21 protein-coding genes and 1 pseudogene are annotated in these 24,347 nt (G+C 48.2%); 1 reads left to right on the top strand and 21 read right to left on the bottom strand.

Translation table 11 applies throughout. From position 1 onward, the window contains the following. Window positions 1–6 precede the first annotated feature (6 nt). The 18 genes and pseudogenes from BBG47_RS14170 to hprK all read right to left on the bottom strand — a co-directional run bounded on the left by BBG47_RS14170 (window position 7) and on the right by hprK (window position 19,211). Window positions 7–957 (bottom strand): ROK family glucokinase, encoded by a 951-nt coding sequence (locus BBG47_RS14170; protein WP_065292230.1) that lies wholly within the window; start codon window positions 955–957, stop codon window positions 7–9. Window positions 958–1,243: 286 nt separating this feature from the next. Further along, on the bottom strand, window positions 1,244–2,209 hold the full coding sequence (trxB, locus tag BBG47_RS14165) for a thioredoxin-disulfide reductase (RefSeq protein WP_065292229.1): 966 nt from the start codon (window positions 2,207–2,209) through the stop codon (window positions 1,244–1,246). A 39-nt stretch (window positions 2,210–2,248) separates the two neighbouring features. Further along, window positions 2,249–4,060 (bottom strand): tetratricopeptide repeat protein, encoded by a 1,812-nt coding sequence (locus BBG47_RS14160; RefSeq protein ID WP_065292228.1) that lies wholly within the window; start codon window positions 4,058–4,060, stop codon window positions 2,249–2,251. A gap of 414 nt (window positions 4,061–4,474) precedes the next feature. Further along, the gene (gene hisIE, locus BBG47_RS14155; protein WP_065292227.1) at window positions 4,475–5,182 is read right to left on the bottom strand and encodes a bifunctional phosphoribosyl-AMP cyclohydrolase/phosphoribosyl-ATP diphosphatase HisIE; all 708 of its coding nucleotides are present in this window, start codon (window positions 5,180–5,182) and stop codon (window positions 4,475–4,477) included. Next, the gene (hisF, locus tag BBG47_RS14150; protein WP_065292226.1) at window positions 5,179–5,937 is read right to left on the bottom strand and encodes an imidazole glycerol phosphate synthase subunit HisF; all 759 of its coding nucleotides are present in this window, start codon (window positions 5,935–5,937) and stop codon (window positions 5,179–5,181) included. The genes hisIE and hisF overlap by 4 nt, the downstream gene beginning before the upstream one ends. A 24-nt stretch (window positions 5,938–5,961) precedes the next feature. After that, window positions 5,962–6,704 (bottom strand): annotated as a pseudogene (gene hisA, locus BBG47_RS14145) (1-(5-phosphoribosyl)-5-[(5-phosphoribosylamino)methylideneamino]imidazole-4-carboxamide isomerase). A 33-nt stretch (window positions 6,705–6,737) separates the two neighbouring features. Further along, window positions 6,738–7,382 carry an imidazole glycerol phosphate synthase subunit HisH gene (hisH, locus tag BBG47_RS14140; RefSeq protein ID WP_065292225.1) on the bottom strand — a complete coding sequence of 215 codons (645 nt, stop codon included), beginning with the start codon at window positions 7,380–7,382 and terminating at the stop codon, window positions 6,738–6,740. 3 nt (window positions 7,383–7,385) lie between these two features. Then, window positions 7,386–7,994, bottom strand: a complete 609-nt coding sequence (gene hisB, locus BBG47_RS14135; RefSeq protein ID WP_065292224.1) for an imidazoleglycerol-phosphate dehydratase HisB — start codon at window positions 7,992–7,994, stop codon at window positions 7,386–7,388. A gap of 406 nt (window positions 7,995–8,400) precedes the next feature. Then, a complete protein-coding gene (gene hisD / locus BBG47_RS14130) occupies window positions 8,401–9,729 on the bottom strand; it encodes a histidinol dehydrogenase (protein ID WP_065292223.1) in 1,329 nt (442 codons plus the stop codon). Between the two features lie 72 nt (window positions 9,730–9,801). Then, the gene (gene hisG, locus BBG47_RS14125) at window positions 9,802–10,455 is read right to left on the bottom strand and encodes an ATP phosphoribosyltransferase (RefSeq protein WP_065292222.1); all 654 of its coding nucleotides are present in this window, start codon (window positions 10,453–10,455) and stop codon (window positions 9,802–9,804) included. Between the two features lie 20 nt (window positions 10,456–10,475). Further along, window positions 10,476–11,693, bottom strand: a complete 1,218-nt coding sequence (locus tag BBG47_RS14120) for an ATP phosphoribosyltransferase regulatory subunit (protein ID WP_065292221.1) — start codon at window positions 11,691–11,693, stop codon at window positions 10,476–10,478. Between the two features lie 276 nt (window positions 11,694–11,969). Next, the gene (locus BBG47_RS14115; protein ID WP_254659823.1) at window positions 11,970–13,151 is read right to left on the bottom strand and encodes an acyltransferase; all 1,182 of its coding nucleotides are present in this window, start codon (window positions 13,149–13,151) and stop codon (window positions 11,970–11,972) included. Window positions 13,152–13,240: 89 nt separating this feature from the next. Then, window positions 13,241–14,419: an acyltransferase gene (locus BBG47_RS14110; protein WP_175400537.1), complete on the bottom strand. Its 1,179-nt coding sequence runs from the start codon at window positions 14,417–14,419 to the stop codon at window positions 13,241–13,243. Window positions 14,420–14,511: 92 nt separating this feature from the next. Further along, window positions 14,512–15,741 (bottom strand): polysaccharide deacetylase family protein, encoded by a 1,230-nt coding sequence (locus tag BBG47_RS14105; protein ID WP_065292218.1) that lies wholly within the window; start codon window positions 15,739–15,741, stop codon window positions 14,512–14,514. A 157-nt stretch (window positions 15,742–15,898) separates the two neighbouring features. Beyond that, window positions 15,899–16,408, bottom strand: coding sequence for an acyltransferase (locus BBG47_RS14100; RefSeq protein WP_065292217.1), 510 nt, complete (start codon window positions 16,406–16,408; stop codon window positions 15,899–15,901). A 2-nt stretch (window positions 16,409–16,410) separates the two neighbouring features. Beyond that, complete coding sequence (gene ppaX, locus BBG47_RS14095; protein WP_065292250.1) at window positions 16,411–17,058, bottom strand: pyrophosphatase PpaX; 648 nt, start codon at window positions 17,056–17,058, stop codon at window positions 16,411–16,413. 9 nt (window positions 17,059–17,067) lie between these two features. Continuing rightward, complete coding sequence (gene lgt / locus BBG47_RS14090) at window positions 17,068–18,234, bottom strand: prolipoprotein diacylglyceryl transferase (RefSeq protein WP_065292216.1); 1,167 nt, start codon at window positions 18,232–18,234, stop codon at window positions 17,068–17,070. 38 nt (window positions 18,235–18,272) lie between these two features. Beyond that, a complete protein-coding gene (gene hprK, locus BBG47_RS14085) occupies window positions 18,273–19,211 on the bottom strand; it encodes an HPr(Ser) kinase/phosphatase (protein WP_065292215.1) in 939 nt (312 codons plus the stop codon). Window positions 19,212–19,589: 378 nt separating this feature from the next. Here hprK and BBG47_RS14080 point away from each other — a divergent pair, with 378 nt between their 5' ends. Next, entirely contained in the window at window positions 19,590–21,413 is a 1,824-nt protein-coding gene (locus tag BBG47_RS14080) for a fibronectin type III domain-containing protein (protein WP_083189301.1), read from the top strand. Window positions 21,414–21,587: 174 nt separating this feature from the next. On the opposite strand, the gene BBG47_RS14075 is transcribed toward BBG47_RS14080, so the two are convergent. The 3 genes from BBG47_RS14075 to BBG47_RS14065 all read right to left on the bottom strand — a co-directional run. Continuing rightward, window positions 21,588–22,709: an ABC transporter ATP-binding protein gene (locus BBG47_RS14075; protein WP_021252862.1), complete on the bottom strand. Its 1,122-nt coding sequence runs from the start codon at window positions 22,707–22,709 to the stop codon at window positions 21,588–21,590. 112 nt (window positions 22,710–22,821) lie between these two features. Continuing rightward, complete coding sequence (locus tag BBG47_RS14070; protein WP_254659824.1) at window positions 22,822–23,940, bottom strand: PucR family transcriptional regulator; 1,119 nt, start codon at window positions 23,938–23,940, stop codon at window positions 22,822–22,824. A gap of 107 nt (window positions 23,941–24,047) precedes the next feature. Then, window positions 24,048–24,347, bottom strand: a 300-nt coding sequence (locus tag BBG47_RS14065) for a hypothetical protein (protein ID WP_217492504.1), incomplete at its 5' end; no start/stop codon positions are given.

Here is a 24,347-nt window from a genome sequence, read left to right as displayed (position 1 = left end):
ATTCGGCTACGAACGCAAGAACAAGCCTGCCGCACCAATCATACCCGCATCATTGCCTAGCTCTGCTGGAACGATGGATACGCCGCGCGTAACCGGGTCAGGTGTTAACTTCATGAATGTTTCACGAATTTGCTCGAACAGGAACTCGCCTGCCTTCGATACGCCTCCGCCAATAATGAACCGCTCTGGATTCAGCGTCACTGCTACAGCAGCCATCGCCTTGCCTAAGTAATAAGCTGCGCGGGATACGATGCGCACTGCGACCTCATCTCCCGCCTTCGCCGCATCGAATACATCCTTTGCTGTAATGCTCTCTACCAAGGATAAGGAAGTGCGATCTCCGCGTTCAACTGCATCATTGGCCATTCGAATAATACCTGTAGCCGAAGATACTGTCTCCAAGCACCCAATCTTGCCGCAGCCACATTGGATCGCTTCCAGATCAGGGATTACCGCCATATGGCCAAGCTCTCCTGCTAGACCTGAGAATCCTTGTACAATTCTACCGTTAATAATAATGCCTCCGCCGACACCCGTTCCGAGCGTGTAGCAAACACAATGGTCAATGCCCTTGCCTGCGCCGCTCCACACCTCGCCAAGTGCGGCAACATTTGCATCATTGTCAATCTTAACTGGCTTGCCTAGACGTTCTTCTAATATAGAACGGATCGGCACATCCTTGAATCCTACGTTGGGCGCCAAGATGATAACGCCTTCCTTTACATTCGTAAATCCTGCGACTCCTGCGCCGACGCCAGCCACTTGGCTCCAATCGTAAGGAGATTGTTCCACAATGAGACGAACATATTTTTCGATATTATCCATGACAGTATCCGGACCCTTAGCTACTTCAGTTGGCCCCTCAAATGTATGCAGAAGCTTGCCTTCCGCATCACAGATTCCAACTTTAATGGCCGTACCGCCCAAATCGACACCCACGTAGATCTGCTCAGACATGCGTCATCCACCTTTTATATACGTAATCGAATTATGGTACTTTCAGTACCCACTATACGCGAACCCACTAGTCAGGTCAAGAGAACGGAGCCCCTAGCCAAGCGTTGTTAAGCCGCGCCAGAAGCGCGTACGAACCCATCCTGCGGCCTAATTTTGCCATACATTCCAGTCCGTTCGACACGCTTCCTGTCCCCACTTTTCCCGTTCGACCTCCTGCACTAATCATACGAAAACAAAGAGGGAGCCTACTGGCTCCCAACTTCCGAATAGTGAGTACTTTTGTACCTTATTGATTCAAAGACTGGCTCCAGTCCTGCGTAATATGTCCTTCCAAGAACTTCTCGCAGTCCAAAGCTGCTTGGCAGCCAGAACCTGCTGCTGTAATCGCCTGGCGATACTTCGTATCATGCACGTCACCTGCAGCAAATACGCCTGGTACACTCGTTTCCGTAGAACCTGGCTTCACAATTACATAGCCATGATCGTCCAGTTCAATGTGGCCTTTCAAGAAATCTGTGTTTGGCTTGTGCCCGATAGCAACGAACAGGCCGTCTGTTTCCAGAATTTCTTCTTCGCCTGTCTCATTGTTTTTCACTTTGAGACCTGTAACACCCATGCCTGTAGATACGACCTCAATTGGAGTACGATTCAAGCCCCATTTGATCTTCTCATTATTTTTCGCGCGATCCTGCATAATCTTCGATGCGCGAAGCTCATCACGACGATGAACAAGTGTCAACTCGGATGCGAAGCGAGTCAGGAAGTTAGCTTCCTCCATCGCAGAGTCGCCACCGCCAACAACGATGATTTTCTTCCCACGGAAGAAGAATCCGTCGCATGTCGCGCAAGCGCTGACCCCTTTACCCAAGTTCTCTTGCTCACCTGGAATATCCATATACTTCGCAGAAGCGCCTGTTGCTACAATCAACGTTTCTGTGACAATCTCACCTACACCTTCAACTTGAAGCTTAAATGGACGGCTAGATACATCAACACTGTTTACCCAGCCTGTCTTGAACTCCGTGCCGAAGCGCTCAGCTTGCTTACGCATATTGTCCATCAATTCAGGACCTTGGATGCCTTCTGGGAACCCAGGGAAGTTCTCAACTTCTGTAGTCGTCGTCAACTGTCCACCTGGTTGAGGTCCCTCGATCACAAGCGGGTTCAAGCTGGCGCGAGCCAAGTAAATCGCTGCTGTATAACCAGCAGGTCCTGTGCCGATAACAACTGATTTATATACTTTGTTCTCCATGGGGTTGGCCTCCCTTATAATCAAGTATTTATTTTATCTTCATGTAAAGGATTGCTTGATTTTAGCTTCTACCTGACAAGTGTCTTCCATTCGTTTCACATGCTTGGCAACGGTAGTTGCCGAAACACCATATTGCTCTGCTGCAAGCTGATAGGACATCTCACGGCGTATCATCTTCGCGATAATGAATTCGATCGCTGCAGCCCAGCTTCCCGCCTTGCCAATTCGTGGCACCTCGTCGGGATATAAGTGCGTAATAAATTCAATCCAAAGCGTCTCTGCATCATGCATCTGAAACAGATCGTATCGCTCTTTCATAGAATCACGCAATATATCCAGTACCTGCTGCCATTGCGACTCCCAGACCGGCAGACGATTTGCAATATGATTACGGTGAACTTGAATGTACTCGCCCTTCCATTCTACCTCAATTGGATCTTCTACCCCGTGCATACGCAGCACATATACGGCAACCTGCTTCATATATGCATCCTGATCTGGATCCAGCAGCATAGAGCGAAGCGCATCATTTGCCTCATCGTCACCGAGTAAGCTCATCGCTTGGAGTGCCTGAAGCTTTACATCCGGCTCACCGAATCGCAGTGCCCAGAACAATGAAGCTCGTACAAGCGGATCTTTCTTGAGCTGCTGCTCCCAATCCTTGCCGTCCCCTGAACGACTCGAACGACTACCATCAGTTGAAGCAGCCTTCGAAGCAGCCCTACGGCTAGCCTCCTCATAAGGTAGACGATAATGATAGGTTGGCATAGGATCGATATCTCCCTCACCACGCTGCTGCAATCGTTCCATATAGTACGTTGCAATGCCGGAATTGGGATCCAGTCTGCGGCATACTGCCCACCAGCGAGATGATTCCTCATATCGACCCAAGCGGCAAGCCGCTACAGCCGCATAATGGTAAATACTCGCTTCCCGCAGCATATGGCCTGTTACTAAGCGGCGCAAATGCTGATAAGCAAGCTCATGCTCATCCAACATACCCATCGTAGTCGCAATCTTGAACAGATGCTCCCGATAGAAGGGCTGAATCTTGCCAATCATCGCAATAAGCTGCTGGACGACAGCTTCATTGCCGGCATGGCGCTCGAATATCGCCAAGTTGCACAATGCATGCAAGTTCCCTTGATCTCTCTCAAGCACGGCATCAAGTGCCTCCCGCGCTTCATCGAACTGCCCCATATAATAATAAGCTAACGCCAGGTTGTTCCATGCGGCCAAATAATCTGGATCCGAATCCACAACCCGCTTCAACAATTTCTCTGCCTCTACGAACCGGCCTGCTTCGAGCAGCATGCGTGCTTCTGCATGCTCATCCTCTGCCTGCTCAGAGATTCCCATCTCTTCGTCGCTCAGCGCTGACGGCAGCTTCGCAGCCGACGATTGAGCTCCCACATTCTGCTCACCGCGATGCTGTGATGAAGAAGACTGCTTCCCCTCGAAACGAATCATTTCGAGCATTTCCTCCGCTTCTTCCGTATACATTCCTGTGAGATCACGGGATAAATACGTCTCAAGCATCGCCTCCGACTCCTCGAACTGCTCCATATAAGCAAAGTTATTCGCCATATAATAGTAGCATTCATTCATATTCGGATCGAGTTCATGTAAGATGTGGTGCAATGTATCGTTAGACTCTTCGAACCGCCCCGCTTCTGCAAGCGTTCCTGCTAGATTGCACTGCAGGATAGGGTTGTCCGGTTCGCACTCCACCGCCTTGCGAAAATATGTCAACGCCTTGTCGTAGTGCAGTCGTTCCAACGATTGTACTGCACGTTCAGAGAACGAAGCAGCATCCATCGGGAACATAACTACCTTGTTCTGTTCTGCCATCGCCAAGGCCCCTCCTGACACTCATATACTGTACACATACCCAACAGTATATCATATTGACGCTCAATTCCTGCATCCCTTTCGCGAAGTCTTTCCAAGGGACAGATTCAAACCTCGCGTTTCTCTGTAGATTCAGGCACAAGCCTCTATATTTCCCATAACCGCAAGGGCCGGAGATTCAGAAGAAGCACATCGGTAATACATTATCAACTTCGATGTATTATTTTTATATAATAATAATTCTTATCTTATTATAACTCAAATCTTGATCACAGGCAATCTGTTGACCCCTATTTAGATATGTTTATATTCAAGTTCACAACCACGCAAACAACGAACAATAGGCGGGCAATTTCATTGCGCACCTCTCATAAGGAACACATGACATCGCCCGCCATCCTATGCAGCTTGTATTCACGACTTTACTTTCCCATTCTGATTATACGTATCCCGTCTAGACCCACGGTGGCGCGCCTCCAGTACGGATAACACGTCTCCCAGCGCAATGTTGCGTTCGCGTAGCAGAACAAGCATATGGAACAGCAGATCTCCAATCTCCCCAACTAGTTCCTCCTTGTTGTCACTCTTCGCTGCGATCACAACCTCGGTAGACTCCTCGCCTATCTTCTTCAATATCTTATCGAGACCCTTCTCGAACAAGTAGGTTGTATATGATCCCTCAGGACGCTCAATCTGCCGCTGTGCTATAAGGTTCTCCAGCTCTGCCAGCACCGAATTTACAACTGGCGCATGACTCTCTTCTTCCCTCACATATCCCATATGGCCACGTTCGAAGCAAGTACGGCTTCCGGTATGGCAAGCCGGTCCGCTTGGACTGACCTGCACGAGCAGTGTGTCCTGATCACAATCCACGGCTATGGATACGATTCGCTGCGTATTGCCTGACGTTGCGCCCTTGTGCCACAGTTCTTGACGAGACCTGCTCCAGAATACTGTCTCTCCTGTCTCGCACGACAAGAGCAAGGATTCCTGATTCATATACGCCACCATCAGGACTTCCTTCGTGATGGAATCCTGCACAACAGTCGGCACGAGGCCGTATTCATTCCAACGGATGGATGCAGCCAAGCGTTCTCCATCTACTATTACTTGTTGCGTCATCGTACACGTACCCCCTCTGCGTGAAGCGCCTCCTTCACTTCTGCAATCGATACTTCTTTATAGTGGAATATTGACGCTGCAAGCGCAGCATCGGCATGTCCTTCCGTAAATGCCTCCACAAAGTCACCTGCTCGCCCTGCACCGCCTGAAGCAATAACGGGGATGCCGACAGCATCGGATACTGCACGTGTCAGCTTATTATCGAAGCCATCCTTTGTTCCGTCCGCATCCATGCTTGTCAGCAGCAATTCCCCTGCCCCAAGCCGCTCCACCTCTTGTGCCCAAGCCACTGCACGCAATCCAGTAGGTGTACGCCCACCGTGAATATACACTTCCCATTCTCCCCAGGTCTCATTGTACTTGGCGTCGATGGCTACTACGATGCATTGCGACCCGAATCGCCGCGCACCATCCGTTATGAGACTTGGCTGCTTCACAGCCGCTGTATTTATGCCGATCTTGTCCGCACCTGCACGCAGCATGCGCATCATATCATCGACAGAAGAGATCCCGCCACCCACTGTAAAAGGAATCGAGATTTCTCCTGCGGTCTCCCGTACTACCTCCACCATCGTTGCCCTACCCTCGATAGACGCGGAGATGTCAAGGAACACCAGTTCATCTGCGCCCTCCTGATCATACAACGCAGCAAGTTCCACCGGATCTCCAGCGTCACGAAGCTGAACAAAATTGACGCCTTTTACAACACGGCCATCCTTCACATCTAGACAAGGAATTACACGCTTCGCCAACACCGCAATCGCCCCCGTTCCGTATGGCTAGCTTCGTACGGCTGCCTCCAGCCGTACTGCATCTGCCAAATCAATGCTGCCTGTATAGAGTGCCTTGCCAATAATTGCTCCACCTACACCATCAACCGCATACTTGGATAGAGCATGAATATCATCCATACTGCTGACGCCCCCAGAAGCAATTACGGTCTGCCCCGAGACCTTCGCCAGTTGTACAATTGCCTCGATATTCGGCCCCTTCATCATGCCGTCTCGAGAGATATCCGTGAAGATGAACGTCTTCGCCCCTGCCGCAGCAAGCTCAGCCGCAAGCACGCCCGCCTTCACTTCCGAGGTCTCCAGCCAACCACGTGTGGCAACAATCCATTGCGGGCGTCGATGCCAATCGCAATGCGGTCGCCATACTTGCCAAGTACGGTTTCAACGAAGTCACGATCCTCTATTGCCGCTGTGCCCAATATGACACGCGCCACGCCCGCTTCCAGCAACTGCTCAATGTCCTCAAGCGTGCGCAGGCCGCCGCCAACCTGTACCGGAACCGCTACAGACCGTGCAATTTCACCAATGAGCTCCGCATTGATCGGGCGCCCTTCCTTCGCTCCATCCAAGTCCACCAGATGAATCCAAGAAGCGCCATTCGCTTCCCAACGGTGCGCTACTTCTACAGGGCGCTCATCGTAGACCGTCTCTTGCCCATAATCCCCTTGTACAAGCCGGACACACTTTCCCCCGCGAATATCGATTGCTGGATATATCGTGAACGCTGCCATCTGCCTCGCCTTCCTCTCCCATCATTCTCCTGTCTATGATCTGGCCAGTTGTATGGATTGCCTGCCCGAGCCAGTCAGCGCCAAAAATCTCCCTAACAGGCGCAGTCCCAATGCTCCGCTCTTCTCCGGATGAAACTGCATTCCATATACAGAGCCGCGCCCTACTATTGCCGCGACTTCAACGCCTCCATAGCTGCACGTCGCAAGTACATCTGATTGCTCTTCCGCAACTACTCGGTAGGAATGTACGAAATACACATAACCATTCTCCGCCTCTCCCGCCAATGGATGTGCTGCTTGCTGCCACATTAGCTCATTCCAGCCCATATGCGGCACCTTATAAGATCCGCCCTCGAAACGCACCGCACGCCCTGGCAGCATGCCTAATCCCTCATGGTAGCCATGTTCATCGCTTCCCTCGAACAACAGCTGCATGCCTAGGCAGATGCCGAGCATTGGCTTGCCTCCTTCAACTACCTCCTGCAGAGTGGGAATGAGCCCGCTTCCCCGAAGCGCCTGCATGGCATCTCCGTATGCCCCAACCCCTGGAAGAATGATGCCGTCAGCAGTCAGCAATTCCTCACGGGAACTGGTCAGGACGACCTCATATCCTAATCGCTCCACTGCCTTGCTAACACTGTGAAGGTTCCCCCTCCCATAATCGACCACGGCGATCATGAGCTACAGCACTTCCTTCGTAGAAGGAACACCTTGTACCCGCGGATCAACCGATGTCGCTTCATCAAGCGCCCGCCCTAACGCCTTGAATACCGCTTCAATCATATGGTGCGTATTCTGACCGTAATGAACGATGACATGAAGTGTAATTCTCGCCTCCAGCGCTAATTTCCACAGAAACTCATGCACAAGTTCCGTGGTGAACGTGCCCACTTGGGCGGATGGATAGGAAGCTCTGTATTCGAAATGAGGTCGGTTGCTTACATCGATAACCACTTGAGCCAATGCTTCATCCATCGGAACAAATACAGACGCATACCTCTTGATCCCCGACTTGTCGCCCAAAGCCTCTCTTAATGCAAGCCCGAGACAAATGCCGATATCCTCAACTGTATGGTGATCATCGATGTCGATATCACCGGTAGCATCGACCTTCAGATCAAAGTGGCCGTGCTTCGTAAATAAATCCAGCATATGCGTAAGGAACGGAACGCCAGTATCCAACTCACTTTTTCCCGTCCCATCAATCGAGAATGACAACTGAATATTCGTCTCATTCGTCTTGCGGGCAATATCTGCTTGACGTATACGGCTAATTGCTTCCTGTACCATTAAAAGTTCCGCCCTTCTGTTGAAGATTGCAGTTTTTATTCTTACTTTCTATGATCTAAGAATCCGCTATTTCCAATATAAGCTTCGCAGCTCGTTGACTGCACCTAGCTTTTCACGGTTCCTTCTCCACTGTTCCCTGTCTTTCACTGTCTCTCTTTACTTTCCGTGCCGCTCCGCCAGGTTTCTATTTATGTTCTCCACTCTGTCTCTATGATTTCTAATATCTCTATAATTTTTTATCCCCACTATGTCTGCCAAATCAGCCATTTGTTACTATTTCTACTATCACCGCTATCTCTACTATCTCTTTTTATTGCCACTATCCTTACTATCGTTATTGATATAGTACTGCTGTAATTCCTGCGATTTCTGTTGCTAGCTGTTTCTCTTAATCCTACTCTTACTGCTATCGCAACTGTTCTATGACGCTATGCGTAGCTTCAAACTCCACGTTTTCCTGCTCTCGCAGACGAACCTCAATTGCCCTGGCATGCCCCTCTAGCCCTTCGTGGCGAGCCAGTTCGATAATGGCCGCCCCATTCGTCAGCAGTGCTTCCTTGCTGTAACGAATTAAGCTCGACTTCTTCATAAACATATCTACATCGACGGGGGAAGAGAAGCGCGCGGTTCCATTCGTCGGAATAATATGGTTCGGTCCCGCGAAGTAATCTCCAACCGGCTCAGAGCTGTAAGCACCAAGGAAGATTGCCCCCGCATTCTCTATAAGCCCGAGCCACTCCATCGGCTCTTCCGTCATGATTTCCAAATGTTCAGGAGCCAATCGATTCACGACTTTGACGCCCTCGCGCAGATCCTCAACCACGATAATTGCCCCGTATTGTTCTATAGAAGCAGAGGCAATGTGACGGCGAGGCAGTTCCTTCAATTGACGTTCAACCTCGATTGACACAGCTTGAGCCAGATCCATGGAGTCTGTCACCAGAACAGCCGATGCCATCGCGTCATGTTCAGCCTGGGACAATAAATCAGCTGCCACAAATACAGGATTAGCCTGCTTATCCGCTAACACGACAATCTCTGAGGGCCCTGCCATACTATCGATATCAACGACCCCGTACACTTCGCGTTTCGCTAATGCTACGAAGATGTTCCCCGGGCCGCATATTTTATCTACTGGGGCAATTGTATCCGTCCCATAAGCTAATGCAGCAATCGCCTGTGCACCGCCAACCCGATACATTTCCTTTACACCCGCTTCGGCAGCCGCTACGAGTATGTATGGATTGATTCCTTTTGTCCCACCAGTAGCTGGAGGAGTGACCATTACGATCTCCGGTACACCTGCTACTTGAGCAGGGATCACGTTCATGAGAACAGATGACGGGTATGCAGCTTTGCCGCCTGGCACATATACACCTACGCGCTTCAGTGGACGCACAATCTGTCCAAGCAGAGTCCCATCTGGTTCGAACTCCATCCATGATGTCCGCTTTTGTCGCTCATGGAACCGTCTGATGTTGCTTGCAGCTTGACGAATGGCCACTAAGAACGCTTGATCAACCTGCTCGTAAGCCAATGCAATATCCGACTCTTCTACACGAAGCTGTTCTTGGGTAAGGACGGTCTTATCGAACTCCCTAGTATATTTGATTAGTCCTGCATCTCCCTCATGCCGCACATCGCTCACAATCCGCTTTACGCTGCTCAATTGCTCGGGGGTGCCGAAATCAATTTTCCGATCCAGGCTCCAATCTGCTGCTTGTATGATCCGCATCTCACTCTCTCCCTCCTAATCCCCTGCTGCAATAGACTTCGTTGCTCATCTAGACTGATGACTAAGAACATCCTAACGAATGGCCGCTGACTTCTCCAATGTCTGGGGCACAATCCGTTGAAGCCGTTCGCACAAGCTCTGAATGGCCTCGCTCTTCATGCGATAACTTACCTGATTGGCTATCAGTCGGCTTGTAATGCCGAACATCTCCTCTAGCTCTACCAAGCCATTCTCTTTCAGTGTCTTTCCTGTCTCCACCATATCCACAATTCGATCAGCCAGACCAATCAAGGGAGCCAGCTCGATGGAACCATTGAGCTTAATCACCTCTACTTGCTGACCTTGCTCACGAAAATATTGTGAGGCTACATTCGGATACTTCGTTGCGACCCGCAAGTGGCTGACCGGCTTCCATGATGGCAATCCGATGACCGACATCCGGCAGCGTGCAATCCCTAGATCCAGTAGCTCATATACGTCCTTGTCTTCCTCCATTAATACATCTTTGCCGACGATGCCGATATCAGCCGCTCCATACTCCACATAAGTCGGGACATCAACAGGCTTCGCCATAATGAACTGCATGCTCGCTTCCGGCACATCTATAATCAACTTGCGCGACTCATCCTCATCCTCTGGAACATAGAGTCCAGCTTGACGGAACAAGGCAGATGCCTGCTTGTAAATGCGGCCCTTAGGCATTGCAACCTTAAGCCAATCTTGCATAAGTCGTTCCTCCTTCGTCGTCAAGCGCGATTCGTGAAGGCAAGCACCTTGCTTCCTCGATTAACACATGCATCGGGCTGCACCACCGGCTCAACACTTCCATCCAATCGTTTCTCACCTTCAGAATCGATATATTGCGTTACCACTTTCTTGCCTTCCTTCCGCAGACGTGCCGCTTCCCGGAATGCCTCCTGACGGTGAAATTCATCATATTGAATGGTAAGTGTTGCTATATCTTCATTTGTTGCATCACCACTGGTAGACAGAGCATCCACAATACGAGTCGTCTGAAGAGCAAATCCAGTTGCGGGCGCCGAGCGACCGAACTGCTGCAGCAAATTATCATACCGTCCTCCGTTTAAGACAGGGAATCCAGTGTCCGCCGCATAACCTTCGAATATCGTACCTGTATAGTAGGAAAAGTCACCTAGCATCGTTAAATCCAATACTATATGGTCTTCCACCCCGTAGGCTTCCAGCACATCCCACACTTTCTCTAAATGATGGATGGATTCCATCATCGCTGGCACATCAGCTATACCGCGAGCTGACTTCAGTACATCTCGGCCTCCCCGCAAGTGCAGCACTTGCTCCAGGCAGCCTCGATGCTCTTGATCTATAGGCAAGTTATGAATGAGCTCTCGATAACCAACTACATCCCGTTGTACTAGGCGCAGCTTCAATTGTGTCTGTGCCTCTTCCTGCTGGGGAAGTGCATATTCGAGCAGCCCTTCCAAAAAGCCATGATGTCCCAGTGCGACCTTAAACCGTTCAATCCCCGTTGCTTCTAAGCAAGCAATCGACAGTGCTATTACCTCAGCATCGGCGTCAGGAGACCCATCCCCAATCATCTCTGCTCCTGTCTGGTAGAATTCAGCTTCACGTCCCGCCTCCTCCTCCATTGAGCGGAACACATTCGCATGGTAAGACAATCGAATAGGGTACGGCTCCTTGCCGAGCAAGGATGCCACAACTCGCGCTATTGGTGCAGTCATGTCAGAACGAAGCACCATTGTTGTGCCGCGTTGATTCAACAACTTGAATAGCTTGTGATCAGAGGTGGAGCTCGCCGTACCTACCGTCTCGTAATATTCCATTGTCGGTGTAATAATTTGCGCATAGCCCCAGCTATCCATCGTGCAAAGTGCTTTCCTTTCTACTGCACGCAACCGGCGCACAGCTTCTGGCAAATAATCACGAACACCCGAAGGCTTCTCGAACATTCTCGGCTTTGTCATTGCGTCACCTCGGAATTAGTTGCTTTAGTGAGTTAATATGTTAACATGTTACCTTATTAGCAAACCAAAGAATTTTACTGGTAATATTATCACGTAATATTCTCATCGTCAATCCATTTTCAACGCAATTCCCTTCATCTCTTGCCTCCCTTACAATCCTTAGCCCGAGCTTCCTCCATAAAAGAAAAGGAACACCCTGTATTCTTGCAATCTGCAAGAATACAGGGTGTTCCTTGAGTGTAGAAGATGTATATATTTTCTGCTCTTCCGGTGACGTTAAGAAGCATTCGTGCTCCTAATCATTTCAACTGCTGCAGCTGGATTCTTTCGATTCTGCATCCAATCGCGTGGCGGGGCCCCTAATCCAAATGAAGCGCCCGGTATAAATCGAAGTGCCCCATACACGATGATCCATGACATCCCGAGGGCGAACACATAACCAATAAAGATGAATATTGGATATAACGATGCGCTCCCCTTATGCCACGGAAACTGTCGATACAGGGCAAGGAACGCGGGATGAATGAGGTAAATGCCGAAGGATAGATCCCCAAGCTGAGACAGTAGTCTTCTTCCGAGCTCTGGTAGACGGCGTTCCAGATAGAAGGCAAGTTGGATGAGTACAATTGCAGATAACAACGTATGTCCGTTCCAGAGCAGTTCATAAATAAGTGAGTTCATCTCTTTGCCCGTGGAGCGTGTCCAATACCATATCTGCACATGCAGCAGCGCGAATCCAAGCCATAACAACCAGATTGAACCTGTTATCATCTTATAGCGTACCGAGCAGACTCGTCCCCAAGAATCAAGCCAAGGGCGTACTTTATGAAAGTTAATTCCTAAGTAAGCACCTGCAAAATAAAAGCTTATGTATGACAGCGAAATACTCCCTTTTGCCGGAATTTGCACGCCATATTTGTTCCATAATACATACCCCCATTGCAAGACCAAGCCGAGTGGGATGGCCCAAGCGACAACTCGCCGGGAGCGAAATAGCATTAGCAGCAACGGGAACAATAAGTAGAACTGTATACTAATAAACACAAAATACAAGTGCGTATAAGCAGTTCCTGTTAATAGCTTCGTAACGAACACAGGCACTGCTTCACTCCACGAACGATCTGGATACCAAGTTACCTGCACAAGCATAAAATAGAAGACTGAGCAGATTAGATAAGGTATGAATACATAGCGAAATCGATTCTTATAGAACTTCCCCAGCGCCTGAGGCTGCAACTTATCTCCACCACCATAGTTATAGAAGAGCACCAAGCTGCTAAGTAAAATAAATGTTGGTGTACCGTACTTGAAAAAGATGTTGAAAAAGGTATACCCGTAAAATAAGCTTGATGTCTTCATCATCGCTGCGGTTTCCGAAGTTGCATGAACACTGATAACACCAAGCATGGCAAGTGCGCGCACGATAGAAAGAGTCGAAATCCATTCTTTCCGTGCCACTATTGCATCCCTCCATTCACTTTGTGGGGTTCGTTATACGATCCAACTTCATGAGGATAGACCTTTGCCTTTGCGTGTATTGTGATAACCTAATTGGGAGGATGCACTGTCGTCTGTGTTGGTTGGTTCTGCCTCTGCACACTCCCGCTTCTTTTTTTCGGAACCGCCCCAAAGAACATCCAACTGAACGGAATATAGCGATGGCATAATTCTACAATAGCCCAAGATAGAAGGAACGCACACAAGAACCCTCCCCCGATATACAGCGCATAACTAATCGAGTCTCCGCCTCCTAGCGGAATCTTGCGATAGAGATATAAGATCACGGGATGAATCAGATAAATGCCGAATGAGACATCTCCGAATCTAGTAATTAACTTCACGAATCTCTCAGGAAATCTGCGTTCAATGTATTGAGATAATTGAATGAGTACGACGCACGACAGCAAAGCGTGAGCATTCCAAGCTGCCTCATACCATAACGTATTGAAGCGCATACCATATTTATAAGTTGCATACCATAGCTGGACATGGCCGAGTGAAGCCGCAATCCACACGAGCCACACCACCGCTGTAATCCAGCGATCACGTCTGCTGCCTTCAGGAGTTAGTGCATTGAACCAGCCTTGTATGCGGTTCCAATACACACCGATGAACGCCCCTACCATGACATAGATCGAGTAGGACACAAGCAGGCTCCCCTTGTATACAATATGCAGGTCTAGCTTGTTCCAAATGACAAAGCCCCAATGTAGGGAAAATCCAATAGGAATAGCCCATATCGCTGATTTTACTGAGCGAAAGAAGTACAATATCACCGGAAATATCAAATAAAACTGAATTAGAATAATGACATAGTATAGGTGTGTGTATGCTGTTCCTTTAATTAAGCTGACAACATAGGCCTGTAAAGTATCTCCCAGACCACGACTGCGATAGGCAAGCCAATGATTCAACAAAAAATAGCAAGTAGAACAGATTACATAAGGAAGAAGAATTAGTTTTAATCGTTTAGTGTAGAATTCCTTTAAGGAGCTCCATGAAGTTAATCCTTTGTCACAATAATTATAAAACATGACGAAGCTTGTCAGCAGCAAAAAAGCAGGAACAGCAAATTTGCTGAACACATTTAAAAAATTATAGACAACAAATGAATCGGTTGTCTGTGTCGCCTTAATCGTCTGAGATGTTGCATGGATGCACAGAACTGCCATCATCGCGATAGCTCTATATATCGATAAAGATGAAATGCTCGACTTATTGCTCATGTCATCTATTCTCCCCATACCGAGGAATCAAGGGTGTCGAATCTAAGCGGTACTCGGCAAATAATAAGTTTATCGTAAGACAACGTTCGAGGTTATTTCCCGGGAAACAACCTCACAATTTGTTGAACGTCGTCAATTTCGTATTTTATACCGAACAGTTGATGAAGCTGGTGCAGTGACAGGTACCAAATGTCCTTTTTTTTAACCGGCGTAAGCTCGGAATATATGGGTGCTTGATCCCAACTTACTGTATAGGAAGTCTTTGCACGCCCAAGCTGCACATTTTTCCCCTTGTTCCCCATGCGTTCTAATAATTCTGATGTTCGAATTTTCTGATTGCCTGCATTTATACGGAATCCATTTGTTGTCGTCCGTTGATTGATACCTGGCTTTACCGTGAAGGTAACATGAATACCTAGCTGCTTGCACACTTCCAATACATCCTTGTTATACGCCCCGTACGGGAAAGCAACCACACTATACGTATTGCCAAGCATCTGCTTTAAGCGATCTTCAGCTCGCTTAAGATCCTTTTTAACCTTCGCTGTAAATTCCGTGCGTGTCTCCTTGCGATGCAGCTTCTTCAAATATTCTGGCTTGGACAACATCGGTCTCAAGGAACCCTGCTCATTAACCACCGTATATACATGCGAATTGTACGTATGGCTGAAGAAGCTCATTCCATTTCTCTTCATCTCACGCATCTGTTCCCATGTCAGCTTCGGTCGTCCGGCACTCTTGCGATTGTCAATCGTAGAGACAATGACGAAGTTCGTCGCAGGTATATGGTACTTCTGCATGATCGGGTACACTTCTGTATAGAAAGATTCGTACCCATCGTCGAAGGTCATCAAGACCGCATTCGGTGGAACCGCCCCCCCATGAAGCATAAAGTTTATATACTGATCCATGGAAATGAAATGATAGTTATTATGGAGTAAAGCCTGAATCTGCTCTTCCAACTGATTCGGTGAAATAAATGTGACGTTATCCGGATTCTTCTGAACATTGTGGTACATCAGTGTCACTACTTCATCACGATAATGGACTGGTGTATACACCCATTGTGAGTCCAGATTATTTGTTGGTGCCAGGTCTAATTGCTTGTCTGTCGTACGCACTTGAATGCCGAAGGCTTTCTTCAGGGCGTCGGCTGGGACATACCATTCATTCCCCATTAACAATGCCTGCTCTTCCGAACCGTTGTACCCGTCCCATACAATACGATGTGATAGCGCCTGTACCCCATCCGTATTCAAGAACAACGTGCTGCTTAGAAGAGCTATGAGCAATATGACACCTACAGTGCGTTTCTTTCGCATGTCGAACTTCCCTCTTCTTCCAGTAACATTACATTTATTTTAATCTAACATACTTCGCAAGTGTTGTCATTTTTGTTTCCGTATTCAAATTGTTTGTAAATACCAAAAAAAGTGGCAGGTGGGGAACCCCTTTCCTACCACTTCTCAGCTTATCCTTCTATTGTGAGGATGCTTCTATCATGGGAGCTGCATCCCGAATAACCCGCATGGGATTGCCGCCAACCATTTGACCAGGCAATACGTCTTTGTGCACGACCGTTCCCGCCGCGACAACAGCGTGATCCCCAATCGTGACACCCGGCAAGATCGTACTATTGGCTCCAATCATCACATGACTGCCAATCCGAACCGTTCCAAGCCGATATTCGTGTGTCAAATACTCATGTGCTAAGATCGTGGAATTATAGCCGATTATCGTATTATCCCCAATCTCGATTCGTTCAGGAAAAAAGACATCCACCATCGCCATTAGACCAAAGGCTGTGCATTCACCTACTTTCATGCGCAGCAGCTTGCGATAAATCCACAATTTCATACGCAAGGAGGGGCAGTATCGTGCAAGCTGAATGCAAATGAAATTCCACATTCCCTTCCAAGGACTAACGGTTCGGTAGATTTGCCATAGACTGTTCGACCCTTCGACAGGATGCCGCTCCACATCTCTCACTTCTATTTCCGCTCCAATCCGACCAATGCGTACAGATCCCGCATGTCATGAATAATATGGCGTGGCTCGTATTGGCGAAGGACAGCTTCTCCCTTCAGCGACCAAGCTACACCGCATGATATTACACCGGCAGCGTTCGCAGATAGAATATCAGCCGGACTATCACCAACCATAATCGTCTGTGCTGGATTTGCGTGCAGTGCTTCAACGGCTCGCAGCACCGGTTCAGGATGCGGCTTCGGATGATTGACATCTTGTACAGTAACAATCGTGCTTAAGTAATCAATGAGTCCGAACATACGCAGCGCCCGCTCTGTTGTCGCCCGCATTTTTGTCGTCACGACACCAAGCTGAATGCCTGATGCATGCAAGTCCGCCATCACTTCCTTCACATAAGGAAACTCACGAACAAGCTCATCATGGCGTGCTAAATTGTATTTACGATACGCTGCTACCAGTTCATCCACCTGATCCTGCCCTGTAAAAATTCGAATCTGCTCTTCGAGCGTTAATCCCATACTCGGGATAATATGTTCACGAGTGAACGGTGACGGCGTCTTGTCCCGCAGAACGTGGAGAAATGTCTCGATAATCAGCTCGTTCGTGTCGATAATCGTGCCGTCTAAGTCAAACAGTACCGTTCGTATCATTTTCATTAATTACTCCTTCTTGCTCTCGTTATGATCTTTTTGTTGATTATCTTTCGCTTCATTCGCATCATCAATGTCTGATGATTCCTGCACAGCTTCGGTTTGTTCAGATTCGGTTTGTGCAGTTTCGGTTTTCACAGTTTCCGATTGTGCATTGTCTGAATGCTCTTCCGCAGATGCCCCTGTCTCATGTACATTCTCTTCGGCCTTATCCACCTGTGTAGTCACCGCTTTTTCCGTGCTACCAGCAGCAGCCTCCGTACCAAGGGTTGACACAATCGGCGCATGATAAGGAACTCGCGCGGCACCAGTCATACGACGAATAATAATCGTAATTACACCGGCTACAATCAAGAAGATCGCAAGCAGCTGCGAGATACGTACATTTCCATACGCAGGATCAAGGAAGCCTGGCTCGAATACGACCGTCATTGGCGACCACAATCCATCAATAAGCGACACTACCCAGTCTGAACCTTGGTAAGCCAAGCTATCCGTGCGAAGGCCTTCGATAAAGAATCGGCCGATGGAATACCAGATAAGGTAGCTGATGAATACTTCACCACTGCGAACACTGCGCAGACGTCGCAAGCCGAATAATAGCAACACTCCTATGAAGCTCCACAGAGACTCATACAGAAAGGTTGGGTGATGGAATGTGCCTTGGACGTTCATTTGATTCACAATAAAATCAGGGAGGTGCAAGCTATTGCGCAAAAATGATTCCTCAACCGGCCCTCCATATGCTTCTTGATTCACATAGTTCCCCCACCGTCCAATCGCTTGTCCGATGAGAAGTCCTGGTGCACAAATATCTGCAATCCGCCAAAAAGTATATCCTTTCTTACGGACATAGATGAGCGCGCAGATGACTGCACCTATGAGAGCACCGTAGATGGCAATGCCCCCGTTCCATATTTTAAAGACATCTACCCAATTATCCTTATATTCATCCCACTTGAACGCGACATAATACGCGCGTGCCCCGATCAATGCGGAGGGTACACCGAACAATACCAAATCCATAAAGAAATCTTGGGATATGCCAAATCTCTTCCCTTCCCGAATCGCAAGCAGCAGCCCAACCAGTGCAGCGGTACCAAGAATAATCCCGTACCAATGCACTTTCAATGGTCCGAGCTGAATGGCTATCGGGTCTAGCAGCATCGTTGCCATGCTCTACACTCCTTCATTATATTAGGCTACACTGATGATCAATCGAAATCGTCCATATCTTCGGCAATCGTTTCCGTCAGCTTGTTCGTAAACTGCAATGCCGCATTGTAACCCATACGCTTGAGGCGATAGTTCATGGCTGCTACTTCAATAATAACGGCCAAGTTCCGACCTGGGCGAACCGGTACGGTAACGAGAGGGACATCCGTATCAATAATTCTCGTTGTCTCTTCATCAATGCCAAGACGATCATATTGCTTATCTTGCTGCCAATTCTCTAGAGAGATGACCACGCTGATTCGCTTATTGTTCCGAATAGCACCTGCCCCGAACAACGTCATCACGTTGATGATGCCGATACCGCGAATTTCAAGCAGATGGCGGATCAGCTCTGGTGCCGAACCGTGCAATACATTGTCAGAAGTTTGACGGATCTCTACCGCGTCATCCGCTACTAGACGATGTCCGCGTTTAACCAGCTCTAAGGCAGTCTCACTCTTACCAATCCCGCTGCCGCCAGTAATTAGCATACCAACACCGTATACATCGACCAGTACACCATGAATGGTAGCCGGTGGTGCCAGCTTTTTCTCAAGGAAGCTCGTAATGCGGCTCGATAGAATCGTTGTTGCGGTGCGCGAGCGCAGCAGAGGCACTCCCTGCTCCTGACATACGTCGAGAATTTCCTGCGGAACCTCGAGTCCTCTTGTTACGATGATGCAAGGCATCTCTTCCGAGCAGAACAATTGCATACGCTCTCGCTTCGTCTCGGGGGAGAGCATTTCGAAGAAGGCAAGCTCAGTCTTACCAAGAAGCTGTACTCGTTCCTTCGGGTGATATTCGAAATATCCGGCCATCTCGAGGCCTGGGCGATGTAAATCATCAACAGTAATTGTTCGCTTCAAGCCTGTATCGCCAGCCAGCACCTCCAGGTGGAACTGTTCCACCATTTCGGAGACCTTTACCTTTTTGGCCATCGTCGTTCACTCCTTCGTCTCCGGCATTGCTCACAATCGATTACGTCCTGTTATGATGCCAATAATGCCGTATCTCTTTGTATTCATCGTATAGGAAAAACTAGCTTTTTTCAACGTTCCTTCTTTCGCAAGCACAACCTTGGCATATTCCACGATTTTTTCCATATTTGTTGAAGGGATGCAGGAAAATCACCCTATCTCCACGAATATTCCAAACTACCTATCGATAAGGAGGTGTATGATATTTATCCCGATTCCCGTACCTGGCTGATAAATAGGTTAAGCGAGCAGGACGATGAATCCGAAATCCACCTATGACGACTTCCTTGTCAGACCCATTCGTCCATAACCTTATATTTGAACGAAGGAGGCAATCATATGAAACGAAGTTCCTTACGTCTGTCAATGAATCCGCTTCCAAAATCATTTTCATCCCTTGCTCTCGTCTTTATCCTCTTGTTGTCACTCTTCCCTGCCACTGTCTTAGGGGCAGCAGCCCCATGGTCACCGAATACCGCCTACAAAACCGGGGATCTCGTCTCCTATAGCGGCAAGACTTATGCTTGCATTCAGCCGCATACTTCACTAACCGGCTGGGAACCACCGAATGTCCCTGCTTTATGGAAGCTGTCAGCAGATGAGCCTGTTGACACGACACCTCCTACAGCCCCAACCAATCTGCGCGCATCTTCAATTGGCATTACTGAAGTCGTATTAGCCTGGAACCCAGCTACGGATAATGTGGGCGTCGTATCTTACGAAGTGTATAATGGCTCACAACTGGCAGGCACTACGAATACCACATCGTACACTGCCAAAGGACTTACCCCAGACTCAGCCTACTCATTCAGTATCAAAGCCCTCGACGCTGCTGGCAACCGGTCAGAAGCGAGCAACAGTCTGGCCGTCCATACGAATATGGCCCCTGTGGATACAGAACCCCCAACTGCCCCAACAGGATTACAACTGTTGTCTGCTACACCAACCAGTTTAACCCTCTCGTGGAATGCATCGACCGACAATATTGGCGTCGCCGGATATGATGTTCTCCTTAACGGAACCAACGCTGCTTCAACATCCAACACGACCTACACATTGACTGGGCTCACTGCAGCCACCTCTTACACGATTCTCGTTCGTGCCTACGACGCTGCCGGCAATCGTTCTGCGGACAGCAACATTCTTACTGCTGATACCCCTCAAGTTCCGATTGGCAGCGGCTCAAAACAATTAATCGGCTACTGGCATAACTTCGATAATGGATCGACCAATATCCGCTTAAAGGATATATCTCCGCGCTACGATATCATCCAGGTTGCATTCGCTGAGCCAATCGGCGATCGAGTAACGATGGCCTTCACTCCTTACAACGCAACGAAGGAACAATTCAAGGCTGATATCGCTTTACTTCAATCCCAAGGCAAAAAAGTGCTTATTTCGATTGGTGGGGCAAATGGAACCGTCGAACTCACCTCTACCACAGCTAGAGATAGTTTCGTACGCTCTATGAATGATCTCATTCAAGAATATGGATTCAACGGAATCGACATTGATTTGGAAGGAAGCTCGCTTGCCTTGACTGGTGCCGATACCGACTTTAAATACCCAACAACACCGAAGATTGTTAATCTCATTAGCGCAATCCGGACGATTCTACAAGGAAAATCCTCAGACTTCATGCTAACTATGGCGCCAGAAACTGCATATGTACAGGGTGGCATGGTTGCATACGGTGGCCCATGGGGAGCTTATCTGCCTGTAATTTATGCGTTTAATGATCGCTTGAACATCCTTCATGTTCAACATTACAATACAGGCTCCATAACCGCACTGGATGGACGTTCCTATAGCCAGGGCACAGCGGATTTCCAAGTAGCTATGGCTGAAATGCTGCTGCAAGGCTTCCCGGTCAACGGCAACGCATCCAACCGATTCCCAGCATTGCGCGAAGACCAAATCGCCATCGGCTTGCCAGCTGCTCCAGCTGCAGCAGGCGGCGGTTATACGTCACCTGCAAATATCGATAAGGCATTGCAATATCTCGTCAAGGGAACGGCATACGGAGGTACCTATCAATTGATAAAATCCTCAGGCTATCGTAACTTCCGCGGAGTCATGACCTGGTCCATCAACTGGGATCAAGCAAGTGGGAACAACTTCTCCCAGCCTGTTCGCACCACATTGAATGGCTTGCAGCAATAGAAAGACTATGGATCTAAGACATTCAAAAAACTGGCCTCGATTTTGAGCAAAAATAAAAGCGGTTCAATCTTCCACGATCCGAACATCCATACTTCACTGAACATACAGATTGCGAAACAAAAACATGCAAAAAAGGCTGGCCCTCAGGGCCAGCCTTCTATTTATTGTATCCAATTAGCTTTCGAACAAGTTCAACTCGGAATCTTTGTCGAAAATGTGGATTTTGTTCATGTCGATAGCAAGCTTCACGTTTTGGCCTTCTTTCGCGTTAGAACGTCCGTCTACACGAGCGATAACCGTTTCCTTGCCTACACCTGTCAAGTACAAGAACATTTCATGACCCATGTTCTCTGTAACTTCGATAGCTGCAGAGAAGATGCTGCTAGGGGAAGCTTCCAAGAATACCGGCTCTTCATGGATATCTTCGGAACGCACGCCGAGAATAACCTCTTTGCCTACATATCCTTTTTCCTTCAAAATTTGTGCACGGCCTGCAGGAACTGCTACATCCAAGCCAGTCGCCTTGAAGCGGAAGTTGCCGCCTTCTTCAGACAATACACCTGTAATAAAGTTCATTGTAGGGGATCCGATGAATCCTGCAACGAACATGTTAACCGGATGATTGTACAATACGTCCGGGGAAGCTGCTTGTTGAATGATACCGTCTTTCATAACAACGATACGGTCACCCATCGTCATCGCTTCGATTTGGTCATGCGTTACGTAGATAACAGTTGTTTGCAAACGCTTAGCAAGCTTGGAGATTTCCGCGCGCATTTGACCGCGCAATTTTGCATCCAAGTTGGAAAGTGGTTCGTCCATCAAGAATACTTGTGGTTCACGAACGATCGCACGACCCAAGGCAACACGCTGACGCTGACCACCGGACAAAGCCTTAGGCTTGCGATCAAGCAAGTGCTCGATGTCCAAGATGCGAGCTGCTTCACGAACGCGCTTGTCGATATCTTCTTTTTTGAACTTACGCAGTTTCAAACCGAATGCCATGTTCTGATACACGTTCATATGCGGGTACAACGCGTAAGATTGGAATACCATCGCGATATCGCGATCTTTAGGAGCAACGTCATTCACAAGGCGGTCGCCAATGAACAATTTACCTTCAGAGATTTCTTCAAGACCTGCGATCATACGCAGTGTTGTCGACTTACCGCAACCAGATGGGCCTACCAATACGAGGAACTCTTTGTCTTGAATGTCCAGGTTAACATCCTTAACTGTTGGATTATCTGAACCTGAATACTTCTTGTAAATATGTTCTAAACGTACGCCTGCCATGTGCGTTTCCCCCTTATAGTTAGATACAATGTAATCGGTTACTTTCGATACATTTATCTTACCGGAACCCTGTACAAATGACCATACACAAACTGCACAAAAAATGAATGGCCTATTTTGTTACTTTGTACAATAGCAATATCAATTTTACCAACACAGCATCCGTAAATTGACGAACGTCCAACCCGGTCTCATGTTTAATCTTATCTAATCGGTATAATAGCGTATTACGATGGATATAGAGACGCTTGGCTGTCTCGCTTACACTACAGTCATGCTGGAAGAACGTATCCAGCGTAGACAGTGTCTCTACATCATTGAAGCTGTCTGCCTTCGTAACGACACGCTGCAGAAACTGCTTACGAACCGCATCTGGTATACTGTTGACAAGCCGTTCTAGATGCAGCTCCCATGGAAGATGAATATTGTCTGTGACATGGAACGTCCGCCCCAAGTACATCGTTTCTCTCAGCTGGCTAACGACCGACGGCATACCCTTCACCGGTGCAAAAGGATACCCAATGGACAGCTGGCTGTCACCTACCCATTCACTGGCCACCAGCTCATACAGTCCCAGACAAAAAGAAGTAAGTTGCTCTTCCATCGTCTCCTTCGTTTCTACATCCTCATCTGCCTCACTAACTTGAATCAGTTGCTCGGGACATAAGATCAGCCACTCCTTATCCGATAAAGGAAGGAGGATCAATTCTCCGCCAAAATAAGACTTGAGCAGTTTATATAAATGCTTGTACCCTGGCCCATCTCGATGAGCATGTTCCGCAACAAGCAAGAAAGGCACTGTCTGTGTGAACATTTTCGTCTTCCATGAGAAGGAGTCCGGAATTTCCGCGGCCGTATCTCCATCTCGCATGTGCTCGATGATCCATTGACCGATTAGATAGGCCTGCTGCTCATCCGTGACATGAACCGTATCCATCCCCGATTTCGGTTGATGCTGCATCAACAGCACTAATTCAAGCCATTGCAGCTCTTGTCCCGATAGCGATTTCCCTTGCAGCTTCATGACGTCGGTGGTTGTCTTACCCTGCTTCCATAACAAATACCATTCCTCATCATGCTTCACCATCGTACGAGGAGATGGAGTTCCATCCTTCACTCCCACAGCTGCTGATATCCAATCTTCCCACCGTGCCGTTGATATGTGTTGCGACTCTAAGCGCATACCTGTTAGTCGCTCGATTTGCAGTTGTAATGCTTGCTTATCCATCATCGCTCTCAACCCATTTCATCCAGCATAAATTACTTCCATTGTACCATATCAAGATACAAAAAAACCGGACTGGCTAATCCCAGTCCGGTACTTATGTATGATGAGTGTTATATGCGTTGTTTAGCAGCCTGTTTGTTTTGTTTCATTCTCATCCATTCTTCTGCAGCCAACACGGCCACTATACTGCACGCATAAATAATACCCGCTATCCTTGGCTTCCCGATTGCGTCAAAACATTTTGCAATACCAAAGCCAATAAACGTGGTTGCTACAAACACAGTCGCTCGTATGATCCACTTGTTCATGCTGTCTTCACCTACATTCGGTATAGTTGTGAACATACAAAAAAACCTCAGCTTCCGCTGAGATTGATTGAATAAACTGGTGAGCCATGAAGGACTCGAACC

The sequence above is a fragment of the Paenibacillus sp. KS1 genome (genome assembly GCF_001680695.1).
Classification (GTDB): domain Bacteria; phylum Bacillota; class Bacilli; order Paenibacillales; family Paenibacillaceae; genus Paenibacillus_B; species Paenibacillus_B suaedae.
This window is presented reverse-complemented; position numbering and strand designations above follow the sequence as displayed.